Source organism: Paenibacillus rhizosphaerae (genome assembly GCF_014192015.1).
Taxonomy (GTDB): Bacteria; Bacillota; Bacilli; order Paenibacillales; family Paenibacillaceae; genus Paenibacillus_AQ; species Paenibacillus_AQ rhizosphaerae.
Window position 1 is genome coordinate 1,030,295 of sequence record NZ_JACHXJ010000001.1, and the last position, 13,353, is coordinate 1,043,647.

Annotated in this window: 9 protein-coding genes; 7 read left to right on the top strand and 2 right to left on the bottom strand. The window is 55.1% G+C overall.

Going from position 1 to position 13,353, the window contains the following annotated elements:
- Positions 1-21: 21 nt before the first annotated feature.
- The 7 genes from FHS19_RS04470 (at position 22) to FHS19_RS04500 (ending at position 11,641) form a co-directional block, all read left to right on the top strand.
- Positions 22-1,209 (top strand): glycoside hydrolase family 88 protein, encoded by a 1,188-nt coding sequence (locus tag FHS19_RS04470; RefSeq protein ID WP_183579168.1) that lies wholly within the window; start codon positions 22-24, stop codon positions 1,207-1,209.
- Positions 1,210-1,224: 15 nt separating this feature from the next.
- Positions 1,225-2,958 (top strand): alpha-L-fucosidase, encoded by a 1,734-nt coding sequence (locus tag FHS19_RS04475; RefSeq protein ID WP_183579171.1) that lies wholly within the window; start codon positions 1,225-1,227, stop codon positions 2,956-2,958.
- Positions 2,959-3,144: 186 nt separating this feature from the next.
- Positions 3,145-4,770 carry a type 2 periplasmic-binding domain-containing protein gene (locus FHS19_RS04480; protein ID WP_183579174.1) on the top strand — a complete coding sequence of 542 codons (1,626 nt, stop codon included), beginning with the start codon at positions 3,145-3,147 and terminating at the stop codon, positions 4,768-4,770.
- Positions 4,771-4,899: 129 nt separating this feature from the next.
- A complete protein-coding gene (locus FHS19_RS04485) occupies positions 4,900-5,844 on the top strand; it encodes an ABC transporter permease (protein ID WP_183581430.1) in 945 nt (314 codons plus the stop codon).
- A gap of 13 nt (positions 5,845-5,857) precedes the next feature.
- Positions 5,858-6,736 carry a carbohydrate ABC transporter permease gene (locus tag FHS19_RS04490; protein ID WP_183579177.1) on the top strand — a complete coding sequence of 293 codons (879 nt, stop codon included), beginning with the start codon at positions 5,858-5,860 and terminating at the stop codon, positions 6,734-6,736.
- A gap of 99 nt (positions 6,737-6,835) precedes the next feature.
- Positions 6,836-9,226, top strand: coding sequence for a helix-turn-helix domain-containing protein (locus tag FHS19_RS04495; protein WP_312887145.1), 2,391 nt, complete (start codon positions 6,836-6,838; stop codon positions 9,224-9,226).
- A 177-nt stretch (positions 9,227-9,403) separates the two neighbouring features.
- On the top strand, positions 9,404-11,641 hold the full coding sequence (locus tag FHS19_RS04500; RefSeq protein WP_183579180.1) for a heavy metal translocating P-type ATPase: 2,238 nt from the start codon (positions 9,404-9,406) through the stop codon (positions 11,639-11,641).
- An 86-nt stretch (positions 11,642-11,727) separates the two neighbouring features.
- Here FHS19_RS04500 and FHS19_RS04505 read toward each other — a convergent pair whose 3' ends face one another.
- Together FHS19_RS04505 and FHS19_RS04510 are read right to left on the bottom strand one after the other, a co-directional pair.
- Positions 11,728-12,603 carry a hypothetical protein gene (locus FHS19_RS04505; RefSeq protein ID WP_183579184.1) on the bottom strand — a complete coding sequence of 292 codons (876 nt, stop codon included), beginning with the start codon at positions 12,601-12,603 and terminating at the stop codon, positions 11,728-11,730.
- A 174-nt stretch (positions 12,604-12,777) separates the two neighbouring features.
- Entirely contained in the window at positions 12,778-13,149 is a 372-nt protein-coding gene (locus tag FHS19_RS04510; protein ID WP_183579187.1) for an ArsR/SmtB family transcription factor, read from the bottom strand.
- Positions 13,150-13,353 lie beyond the last annotated feature (204 nt).

The window sequence follows — 13,353 nt, forward strand, 5'->3', positions numbered from 1 at the left end:
CGATCATGGAGGGTGGCAGCGATGAAGCAGGTGAAGGACGAGGTCATCAAGAATTCAGGGAGGTATAAGGAGGACTCCGGGCTTACGCGGGAAAGGTGCCTGGAGGCTATGGAATTTATTCGGCGCCAGGTGGACCGGAATCTTCAGACCTTTCAAGACACGTTTCCATCGGAGGCCAGTACAAATCTGGTATACCGGCAGACGGGAAATACCGAGTGGACACCGGCATTCTGGACCGGGATGCTGTGGCTCGCTTACGAAACGACCGGCGATGCCAAATATCGCGCCGCCGCGGAAAGCCAGCTGGACAGCTACCGCAGGAGGGTGGAGGAACGGCGCTACACGGACACACATGATTTAGGATTCCTCTATACGCTCTCCTGCGTGGCATCCTACAAGCTGACCGGCAACGAAGAGGCCAAGACGCTCGCCGTGCAGGCAGCCGATCTGCTGATGGAGCGTTACTGGGACAAGGCGGGGATCATCCAGGCTTGGGGGAACCTGCAGGATCCGAGGCAGCAGGGGAGGATCATCATTGACTGCCTGATGAATCTGCCGCTGCTGTATTGGGCATCGGACGTGACCGGTAACCCCAAATATAAGGCTGCGGCCGAGTCTCACGCCCGGAAATCGGCGGAACACCTCATTCGGGAGGATGCGTCCAGTTATCATACCTTTTATATGGATATCGCAACGGGACAGCCGAAGTACGGCTCCACCGCGCAGGGTCATGCGGACGATTCGTGCTGGTCGCGCGGACAGGCGTGGGGGATCTACGGCTTTCCGCTCTCCTATCGCTATACCGGCGATCACAGGTATCTGCAGTTGACGGCCAGGCTGGCGAATTACTTCCTGAACCGGCTTCCGCAGGACGAGGTGTGCTACTGGGATCTCGTATTTACGGAAGGGGATGAGGAGCGGGACAGCTCCGCGGCGGCCATAGCGGTCTGCGGCCTGATCGAAACGGCGGCGCATCTGCCTCTGACCGATCCACTGAAACGGCTGTACGAAAATGCCGCACTGCGGATATTGAAATCCCTGGTCGATCATTATATGACCTGGCACGAGCCGGAGTCAAACGGCATTCTGCTGCATGCCGTATACAGCAAGCCGGGCGGAAACGGCGTCGACGAGTGCTGCATCTGGGGCGACTATTACATGTACGAGGCGCTGGTTCGCGTAACCCGGGACTGGAAGCCGTATTGGTAGAAGGGGGCCATACGTATGGGAGAGCAAGAAGTGCAAAAGAGAAGCGGTCCGGCCACGGCATGGTGGACGGATGCGAGGTTTGGCATGTTCATCCACTGGGGACTGTACGCAGCGCTGGCCAAAGGCGAGTGGGTCATGTACGCCGATAAGATCCCCGTCCGCGAGTACGAGAAGCTGGCCGGGGAGTTTAATCCGCAGCAGTTTGACGCGGCATCCTGGGTACAGCTGGCCAAAGACGCAGGGATGAAATATATCGTCATTACGGCCAAGCATCATGACGGGTTTGCGATGTTCCATTCTATGGCCGATCCCTTCAACATCGTGGACGCGACGCCGTTTGGGCGCGATCCGATGAAGGAGCTTGCCGAGGCGTGCCGCGAGGCGGGAATCGTTCTCTGCTTTTACTATTCGCATGTGATTGACTGGCACCATCCCCATTCGCTGCACAAAGAGCATAACAACACCTGGGATTACAAGCTGGAGGAGAAGCACTTTCCCGAATACTGGGAAGGCAAAGCGAAGCCGCAGCTGAAGGAACTGCTCACTTCTTACGGGCCGGTCGGCCTGCTCTGGTTTGATACGGCGGGCGGGTTATCGGAAGCGGACAGCTGCGATATCGTGGCCTTTGTGAAAGGACTGCAGCCGGACTGCCTCATTAATTCCAGGGTGTCGCACTTTATCGGCATGGGCGATTATGTCTCCAAGGGCGATAACGAAATCGGGATGAGCGGTGAAGATCAGCGGCCGTGGGAAACGCCGATGACCCTGAACCAGTCATGGGGGTATACGACCCGCGACCAGGTTTGGAAGACGGCGGAGGCGGTGATCAAGAAACTGGTAAACGTCATCGGCAAGGGCGGCAACCTGCTCTTGAACGTCGGCCCAACGCCGGAAGGGACGATACCGGAGCTGTCCGCGGAGCGTCTGCGGGAGGTTGGAGAATGGACACGGCGAAACAGCGATGCCATTTACGGCACCGAGGGCAGCCCGTTTCCGACCGAACTGGAATTTGGTGCGGTGACAACCCGTCCGGGACGGGTCTACGTGCACGTTCATAACGACAAATGGCCTGCGGACGGCTTGGTGATGAACGGCATTCGTGGCGAGGTATTGCGTATTTACTGCCTGGCCGACCCGCAGAAAAAAGAGCTGGCGTTCCGGCAAACGGTTGATGCGGCGCTCGATCTGCACGTGCTCAAGGTGGAGCTTCCATCCGAACCGGTTGACGAGCATGTGACGGTTATTGCCCTGGAAATGGCCGGAGAGCCTAATTTCGACCGGACGTTAACGCAGCTTGACGGCGGCCGGCTGCAGCTGGATGTCCCCCAAGCCAGCGTAACCCTTGTCAGGGAGGAGGAAGATGCAGAAGGGATACCGGCGCTGCGGCAGGCGGAGTGGACCTTCAAGCTCGTTCAGCCGGGTACCTATGAATTGATGCTGATCAGCTTCAAGCGGCACGATCAGGATTGGCCCGGGCTGTATCCGGAACCGGTCATCCTGGAAACGGATGGGGGCTGTCTGGTCACTGATCCGGCGGAAGACGGAGAAGATCCGGATTCGCCATCATGCCAGCATCCCTACATCCCGATTCGATCCCGGTTGGGGCAATGGACGTGGTTGGAGCCCGGAATCCATACGCTAACGCTCCGAACCTCCAAGCTGAAGGACCCGTCTCCCCAATTCACGGAAATCTGGCATGCCGACGCGGTAAAGCTGCGTGCCATAAGGCTTGTGCGGGTCCAGGATTAGCCTCCGGATGAAGAAAAGTTAAGGCATCATTAAAAAGATCAGTCCGTCATCTTACGAAAATACTGCGCTCCTTTCAAAGCGGCAGTATCGCGGGAACTGGCAGGTTCCCTATACTTTGGGTACCGGCAGCTTCACATTAAATCAGAGTCCGGTCAACTGGGCTTATTTCAAAAAGGAGGCGCTTACATGAGAAAAAAAGCAGCTAAACAATGGGGCACTGCATTGCTTGCAGCCGCTCTGGTTCTGTCGCTCGCAGCCTGCGGCGGCACCTCGGGGAACGATCAAGCAAAAGGGGAGGCGTCCACAAGCGGGAAAACGGCCGAACCGGAAAAATTAACCCACCTGACCTATTGGGTGAGCATGCACCCCGCTGCAGCCGCCCAAATGAAAACGTACGCGGAAATGGGCATGTATAAGGAACTGGAACGGATTACTGGCGTTAAAGTGGACTTCCAGCATCCGCCAACCGACTCCACCCAGGCTCAGGAGCAGTTCAACCTCATGATGGTCTCCGAGAAACTGCCGGACGTGATCGAAACGTCATGGATCGGATATCCGGGGGGACCGGAGAAGGCGATCCAGGACAACAAAATTATTAAGCTGAACGATTTGATCGAACAAAATGCGCCGAACTTGAAAAAACTGCTGGATGAGCATCCTGACTGGAAAAAGCAGGTGACCACCGACGACGGAAGCCTCTATATGTTCCCGTTCTTCCGCGGCGGCGATAAAGTCCGTGTCTTCTACGGCCCGTCGATCCGCAAGGATTGGCTCGACAAGCTCGGCCTTCAGATGCCGACGACGATCGACGAATGGCATGAAGTGCTCAAGGCGTTTAAGGAGAAGGATCCGAACGGCAACGGGAAGGCCGATGAAATTCCGCTGTACTTTACGAAGGACGATATCGGCACGGACGCGCCTTTCCTTGGTGCATGGGGCATCAACTACGGCTTCTACCAGATCGACAACAGCGTCAAGTACGGGCCGATCCAACCGGAGTATAAGGAATTCCTGGCCACGATGAACCAATGGTATAAGGAAGGGCTGCTCGACAAGGATTTCGCCGCTCCGAACGACAAGCTGTTCGATGCGAAGATGACCGGCAATCAGCTGGGCGCCGCTCCAACGTATAACGGCGGAGGTATCGGCAAGTACGCCAACCTGATGAAGGATAAGGATCCGAAATTCAACCTCGTGGCCGCTCCATATCCGGTACTGAATAAAGGCGATAAGCCGATTTGGGGACAAAAGGATTTCGCCACGAACGGCATCGGTGCCGCCATCTCGACCAGCAATACGAACCCGACCGAAACAGTCAAGTGGCTGGACTATGCCTACGGAGAACAGGGCAATCTCTTGTTCAACTACGGCAAAGAGGGAGAAGCGTATACGATGAAGGACGGCAAGGCGGTCTTCCTGCCTGAGGTGCTGAACCCGCCGAGCGGCGTCAGCCTGCAGCAGTCCTTCGCGAAGCATAACCGTTCGACGTGGAGCGCGCCGTTCGTGCTTAGCGATGAATTCCAAATGCAGTATTTGGCCCTCCCGAACCAGAAGGATGCCTTGACCGTATGGTCCCAGCCGACCGGGGAACGCAAAATGCCGCTCGTGACGCCGACCAAGGACGAGAGCTCCCAGTTCGCTTCGATCATGACGGACATCAACACTTATAAGGACGAGATGTTCCTCAAGTTCATCATGGGCGCGGAGCCGATCGACAACTTCGATAAGTACGTGAAGAAAATCGAGGCGATGGGCATTAACGACGCGATCAAAATCCAGCAGTCGGCTCTGGACCGGTTCAATAAGCGTTAATAGCAAATACAGAAGGCGGCGAAGATGCCGGGCAGGGGATGTCCGCTTCCCGGCTCGCCCCTTGTTTTAACACCACAATCCGCAGGAAAGGCAGGGGGTTACATGTGGCAGGTAACCGATAAGAAACTGATGAAGAAGCGCCCGCTGCGCAGCCGGACCGATCTAACCACGGGGCAAACCATCCGTAAGGATCTCCGCCGAAACTGGATCATTTATATCATGGCGCTCCCCGTCATCGCGTATTATTTGATCTTTCATTACGGACCGATGTACGGTCTCCTGATCGCCTTTAAGGATTATTCGCCGGCACAAGGGATCTGGGGAAGCCCGTGGGTCGGCTTCAAGCATTTTGACAGCTTTTTTAACGGCATTTATTTCTGGAGGCTTATCCGTAATACGGTCCTGATTAATTTCTATGATCTGCTGTTTGGTTTTCCGGCGGCGATCCTGCTGGCGCTGCTCCTGAACGAGATCCGCAAAATGGCGTTCAAGCGATTCGTGCAGACGATCTCCTATTTGCCGCATTTCATTTCGATCGTCGTGGTTGCGGGGATGATGTTTGACTTTCTAAGCCGTGACGGATTGATCAATCAGCTGCTGGGCTTCATCGGCGTCGATCCGATCGATTTTCTGAAGGAGGCCGGCTGGTTCCGTTTCATCTTCGTATCTTCCGGCATTTGGCAGGGCATCGGCTGGGGCTCCATCATCTATTTGGCGTCGATCGCCAATATCGACCCGACGCTGTATGAGGCGGCCAAAATCGACGGCGCTAGCCGCTGGAGACAAACGTTCCATATCACCATTCCGGGCATCATGCCCACGATTGTCATCATGCTCATTCTGAACATGGGGCACATGCTGTCGGTGGGCAGCGAGAAGGTGCTTCTGCTGTACAATCCGCTGACTTACGAAACGGCCGATGTCATTTCCACTTATGTATACCGAAAAGGGATTTTGGAGGCGAGCTACAGCTTTACCGCGGCGGTCGGCCTGTTCAATTCCGTCATCAGCCTGATTCTGATCGTGTCGGCGAATGCCATCAGCAAGCGCGTATCCGAAAACAAACTGTGGTAGGAGGAATCATCCGATGATTGCACAAACGAATGGCGAAAAGGTATTCGGCGTGATCAATACGCTGCTGATGCTGCTGCTCTGCTTCGTTACACTGTATCCGTTTCTATATGTATTATTCGCTTCATTGAGCGACGCGGCGAGCTTTATCCAGCACCGGGGCATCCTCCTGCGCCCGCTCGGATTTAACTTCGATGCTTATAAGGCCGTCTTCAAGAACCCGATGATTACAAGCGGGTACCGGAATACGCTGTTTTACGTAGCCGCAGGAACGGCCATTAACCTGTTTATGACGGCTCTGGGGGCTTATGTGCTGTCGCGCCGAAACCTGTATTTTAAAAACCTGATGATGTTTGCGATCGTCCTGACGATGGTATTCAGCGGCGGACTGATCCCGACGTACATCCTCGTCGGCAAGCTCGGCATGATGAATACGCCCTGGGCGCTGCTGATCCCGGGAGCGATCTCCACGTTTAACCTGATCATTATGCGGACGGCGTTCCAGGGCGTACCCGTGTCGCTCGAAGAATCGGCCAAAATCGACGGAGCCGGCGAGATGACCATTCTGTTCCGAATCGTCATTCCGCTGTCGATGCCGGTCATCGCGGTCATGATTCTTTGGTATGCGGTTGGGCACTGGAACTCGTATTTTTCGGCGCTGGTGTATTTGCGTGACCGGACCATGTACCCGCTGCAGCTGGTTTTGCGCGAAATTCTCATCGCCAATTCCACCGATTCCATGTCCACCGGCGTCGCTGCGGACGACAAGTATGCGATCGGCGAAACGATCAAATACGCGACCATCATCGTATCAACCCTGCCGATTATCTGCCTGTATCCGTTCCTGCAGAAGTATTTCGTCAAAGGGGTGCTGATCGGCGCCATCAAGGAATAAAAAACTGCCCGGAGCCCTGTCCCTTGCATTATAATGAACATACAAGTTTCATGGATGCGCATGTCGGTCGATACATGAACAAGGTAGGGGGAATGCTTGGTGAAACGGCTGCTTCGTCCGCTTGGAATCGGTCATCTGCGAAGCGTGTGGATGACGATGCTGATTTCCAATCTGGTTCTGCTGCTCATCCCGGTCTCGATGGGAGCCTTCTTGTACACCAAAGTCGAAGCAAGTTTGGAAAGCGGTGCCAACCGTTCCAATCAAGCGATGCTGGAGCAGCTCAAGCTGTCCCTGGACAGCAAATTAAGCGAAGTGGAAAAGCTGGCCCAGCAGATCATTTTCGATCCGAAGCTGGAGTATCTGCTCAAACTGGATCAGGATGCGGACGGTCCCGACCGGTACCAGTTCATCGAATTTATGCGGAACACGATGTCAAGACAGGGGAGCCTGACGAACTTTATCCTGGATTACTATGTCTATTTCCGCAACAGCGATCTGGTGCTGAGGCCCGGGCTTCTCACCGATTCGCACAAATTTTACGATATGTATTACAGCTATCAGGGCATGAGTTACGACCGCTGGCGGGAAAGCATGCTCACAAGCTTCCATACGATGGATTACCTTCCATCCGCCACGCTGCTGCGCACCGCCGAGTATGATCCGATGCAGAGCATTGAGAAAACGCCGCTGAACGTCATTACCTTCGCCCAGTCGCTTCCCGGGCGGGACCGGCGCGATATTACGGGGACCTTCGTCATTCTGATCGACGAGAGTCAGATTAAGGAAATGTTTGCCCAGATTGAATCCGCGAGCGACAGCTCGATCTACATCGTGAATTCGGACGGCCGCACGATCATGGCGACGGACCGCCAGCCGCTGCCGGGCGAATTATTGTCCCGGATCACCGGTACCGGCGGGTTGTTCAACCAAACGATTCATGGCGATCAGAAAATGGTATCGTATACCTCATCGGAAAAAGAAGGTTGGAAATACGTGCTCGTGACGCCCAAAAGCGTCTTCATGCAGCAGATCATTCTGATCAAGCAGTGGGCGCTGATCCTGTTCGCCCTTTATCTGGCCGTGGGGCTGACCGCATCCTTCATCTTCGCTTACCGAAATTACAGTCCGCTGCGCAAAACCGTCAATGCCATTCTCAGGGGCAATGAATGGAACGGCAGGCCGCAGGTCAACGAATACGAGCTGATTTTGCAGTCCATTGAAGGCTCCCTGCATACCGAAAAAAATTTACGCAGCCTGCTCGCCCAGCAGACGCCCGTCATCCGCTCCAACTTCCTGCTCCGCCTGCTCCGCGGGCAGAAGGATGTCGATGCGTCCCGGGAAGGCGGCCAGTCGCTGCGGTTTATGGATATTACGTTCGTCAGTGACGACTTCTCGGTTATTGTCGTCCAACTGGACAGCATTGCAAGGTTCAACGCGGAGCCGAGCGAGGAGCAGTGGGCGCTCGCCCGTTTTATCGTATCCAATATCGGCACGGATCTGATCGAGTACCCGCACAAGGCGTTTGCCGTTGAGCTGGACCGGGACCGGGTGGCGATCGTGTGCAATTTTGCCGCGGAACAAGCCGAGGGCGCCGAGAAGGTGACCCGTGAGCTGGCGACAGCACTCAAAAGCATGATCGAGGAACGCTTCAAGATCGATGTTACGGTGGCGGTGGGCCTGCCTCACAGCGGTGCGAAGAGCATCAGCGAGAGCTATGCGGAAGCGGCGTCCGCCTTGGAGTTCCGGATTGTTAAGGGCGGCGGGACGATCATTTATTTTCAGGATATTACGGATGTGCACTCCCACTATTACTACCCGGTCGATATTGAGGTACAGCTGATTAATTTCGTAAGAAGCGGCGACGCCGACCATGCCCTGCAGCTGCTGGACACGATTTATGCCATGAATTTCGAGTCGGGCAGCATTACGCCGGAATACGGGAAATGCCTGTTCTTTAACATCACCAGTACATATTTAAAAATTATGAACGCCACAGGGATGGACCAAAATGATATTCTCGGACCCGATATCGATCTGGTGAAGGACATCTTCTCGTATGAAACGGCCGAAGGGATGCACAAACGGATGAAACGGTTGTATGAAATCCTGGCGGAAAGCATGGTTGCCGACAAAAGCGGCCACAGCGCGCAGCTTCTGCAGGACATGGATCAGTTCGTGGATGAGCATTTCACCGATTCGAACATGGGGCTTGGCATGGTGGCGGATCACTTCGACATGACGCCGCAGTACGTCTCGACCTTTTACAAAAAACAGAGCGGGACCAATCTCAGCGACCGTATCGCCAAGAAACGGATTGAGCTTGCCAAACGCCATATGGCAGACAAGGAGTTCACAAACGCCCAAATCGCACAATTGGTCGGATATACGAGCGACGTTGTCTTTATCCGGGCTTTTAAAAAGATCGAGGGCGTCACGCCGGGGAAATACCGGGAGCTGATGATGTCCTGCGTCTCGGATGAGACCGGGTGAGCTGCAGGAGAAGGCAGGGGAACAGCCCTGCCTTTTTTTGTTTTGTTCGAAAAACGGGTGGAAAAGCCCAGAAAAGCTGGTTGACATTCTTATCCATCCCTGAATATAATGTGCTTAACAAGTTTATATATGAATATATGCTCATATTATAGACGGGATTGGATCGGAGGCATCTAAATGACTGAAGCCGTCTCTAAAGTAAAGCGCGAGCTGCTGCTCGAGGGCCTGGATTGTGCAAACTGTGCGATGAAGATCGAGGATGGGGTCCGGAAAATGGACGGGATTTCTTCCTGCTCCGTAAATTTCGTCAAGCAGACGCTGACTTTTGAATCCTCCGAAGATCAGGGCCCATTGATATCGGAGATTACGAAGAAAATCAAAAAATTAGAGCCGCATGTCAGTGTGCGTGAGTTGGTTCCGAAAGCGGCAGGAAATCATCATCCCCAAAGTTCTCGCGGCCATCATCATGATGGGCACGTGAATGATCACGTTCATTCCCACGAAGCGGGCGGTCATTCGGATGATCATGCCGACGGCCATAATCATGGACATTCGCATGATCACGGCAGCTCGGGCATTCGGGTCATGTCGATCCGGCTGGCTGCGGGGGCGGTGATCACGGCGGCCGCGATGCTGCTGCCGGTCACGGGGTGGGCAGAGCTCGCCATGTTTCTGGCGGCTTATCTCGTTACCGGAGGAGACATCGTCGTGCAGGCGCTCCGCAACATCGTCAGAGGGCAGGTGTTTGACGAGTACTTCCTGATGTCGGTCGCGACGATCGGGGCGTTCTGCGTAGGGCAGTATCCCGAAGGGGTGGCCGTCATGCTCTTTTACCAGATCGGCGAAATGTTTCAGGGCATTGCGGTCAACCGTTCGCGCAAATCCATCAGCGCCATGATGGATCTCCGGCCGGATTATGCGAATCTGAAGACAGGGGACGGAACGAAACAGGTGACGCCGGAGGAAGTCCGGGTCGGCGATACGATCGTCGTCAAACCGGGAGAGAAGATCCCGCTCGACGGTAAGGTGACCGCGGGCCGGTCGATGGCGGACACTTCAGCGCTGACCGGTGAGTCCGTGCCGCGTGAACTGGAAGCAGGCGATGAGGTGCTGAGCGGCTTCATCAACAAAAACGGCGTCCTTACGATCGAGGTGACCAAGATTTACGGCGAATCCACCGCGGCCAAAATTTTGGACCTCGTTCAAAACGCCAGCAGCAACAAGGCTCCCACCGAAAACTTCATCACGAAGTTCGCCCGTTTGTATACGCCGGTCGTCGTCATCGTCGCCCTGCTGCTTGCGCTCGTTCCACCGCTCGTGGTGAGCGGCGCGACGTTCTCCGACTGGATCTACCGGGCGCTGATCTTTCTCGTCATTTCGTGTCCCTGCGCGCTGGTCGTGTCGATTCCGCTCGGATTTTTCGGGGGGATCGGCGCCGCTTCGAAGGCGGGCATCCTGGTCAAGGGGAGCAATTACCTGGAAGCCTTAAATGATGTGAAATACGTCGTGTTCGACAAGACCGGGACGCTGACCAAAGGGACGTTCAAGGTGACCGAAACCCGCCCGGCCCACGACGGAATCAGCCCTGAACAACTATTGGAATATGCGGCCTTCGCCGAACTTCATTCCAGCCATCCCATTGCCGAATCGATCAGGGAGGCCTACGGGAAAGACATGGATGCGTCACGCATCCAGGACTACAACGAAGCGGCGGGACACGGCGTTCGCGTGAAATTGGACGGCGTGGATGTATTCGCCGGCAATGCAAAGCTGCTGAAAGAGGAAGGCATTGCGGCTCAGCAGCCGGATGCTCCGGGCACCGTCGTGTATGTGGCTGTAGACGGAAAGTACGCCGGATATCTGCTCATCTCGGATGAAGTGAAGGAGGATGCCGCGCAGGCGGTCGGCGCGCTTCAGAAGCGGGGTAAACAGACGGTAATGCTGACTGGCGATGCGCGCCCGGTGGCGGAGAAGGTCGGGAAGCTGCTTGGCGTCAGCGAGGTGCATGCCGAGCTTCTTCCCCAGGATAAGGTGGAGCATATGGAACGGCTGAGCCGGCTGAAGCAGCCCAAGGAGAAAATCGCTTTTGTCGGGGACGGCATGAACGATACGCCGGTGCTGGCGAGAGCCGATGTGGGAATCGCGATGGGCGGGCTTGGATCGGACGCGGCCATCGAGGCGGCGGATATCGTCATTATGACCGATGAGCCGTCCAAGATCGTCACCGCGCTCGGCATAGCAGGACGTACGCGCCAAATCGTATGGCAGAACATCTTTTTTGCGCTGGCGGTCAAAGGGATCTTCCTGCTGCTTGGAGCCTTCGGCATCGCAACGATGTGGGAAGCCGTCTTCTCCGATGTCGGCGTCACCTTGCTGGCTGTATTAAACGCGATGCGGGTGTTAAAGCTGAAATAGCTGAACGAATCCAGTTTCGTGGTATTGGACATAACGGGCGGTCCGCTGAAGTGCGGCACCGCCCGCTGCTGTTTGGGGAGCTCCTGCTAGTCCCCCGATATCCTTGTCACTTCTCCATAGCGCTGCAGCCTTCGCTCCACCTGTTTGGAGACCGCTTCCAGTGAACCTGGAATGTAGATATTTGAACCGCCGTTTCGCTTTTCTAACGCCTGGAGGGTTTCCTTTGGAATGAAGAACCGCTTTACGAAAAGGATGGAGCCCTCGTTTTCTTGCAAAAGGCGGAGTGAAGAGGAGGAGAATGGCTTCTGCTCAAGGGGGAGCATGATCACGGCTCTGCTATATTTACCGGACAGCTGTGCCGTATAAGCGTCCACCGCTCCCGCCAGAGCTTCAGGCTTCGCAGCCTGTATCCGCTCGGTGCGGAAGCCCAGCCTGCGGAGCTGATCGACCACCCGCTGATGGATATCGCCCGCTGCAATCACCTGTACTCCGCCTTGCGAAGCAAGTCCGGAAGGACGAAGCCGGGCAAGCTCGTTTAAAGTGGCCTCCGGTGTTACATATCTGCCTGTAAACAGCATGGTTCCGGACTTTGAAGAAAGCAGGAGGCGGCTTGCCGCAAATACGCCTGGGTTATTCTTGAAATCGGCCAGAATGACGACATCCGGGTTGTTATTTATGCTTCCGTCCGGCCATTGGGTTCTGGAAAACTGCACCGCGGCTTGTACGGGATCTTTTGCCAGCAGCATTGCCGATAAAAGGGATGGATCCAGGGTGGGACTTCGATCCGTTTGACCGTCTTGCCCGTTTACAACGATAGGCTGCAGAAAAAGATCATTGCCGAATAACGTGCCGGCACGTTGTGCATCAGCCGCTCCAGCGGGCGACACAAAGCACCAACCGGAGAAAACGGTTATCGAGAGGAAGAGGGACACGGAAAACAAGTTTCTGTTCATTCTGTTCATAAGGAGCTGCCTCCTGATCAATGGATTACTTGTTATCAGCATTGACCTTTTTCGGGGCCGGCAATCCTTGATTTTTCTCAGGAGGAAAAAGAGGTGGTGCGTCGGAGGTCCCGCATAAGCCAAAAAAAAGAAAAGATCCTTCTGCCTGAGGCAGAGGATCCTGGGTTAGAATGTTTATCCATGCTGGGTATGCTGCAGCGTCTGCAGGAAAATCTGTTCGATGTGGGTATCGTCAAGCGAGTAATAGGCTGTTTTGCCTTCCTTGCGGCGTTTGACGATCCGCAAATTGCGCAAATACCTCAGCTGGTGGGACACCGCGGATTGGCCCATGCCAAGCAGGGTGGTCAGGTCATGCACGCACAGCTCTCTTTGCAGCAGCGCGTCGATCAGCTTGACCCGCGTGGGATCACTGAAGGCTTTAAACCAATCGGCGACCTGCGAGGCAGCTTGATCATCGATCAGCGCTTCTTTGATTCTGCCCAATTCATTGTCTGAGCCCGTGCAGGTTGCGTCGCATTCCTGTGACGGATGGATGGACTGTTCCATGGTAATCACCTTTCTGTGAAAATCCGGAATAAAGGTTAGATACATGTATTATATCAAAACGCCGCCTTAAACGGAATAATTACTGTTAAGAAAATGTCCATGCCCGCAGCACAGGTCTGCCATGATCGGGCAGGCACGCGACCGTCTGCGAAGTTCGTCTGAAATGATATATCCGGCAAGCGGCATGGTATACTATGTAAAATG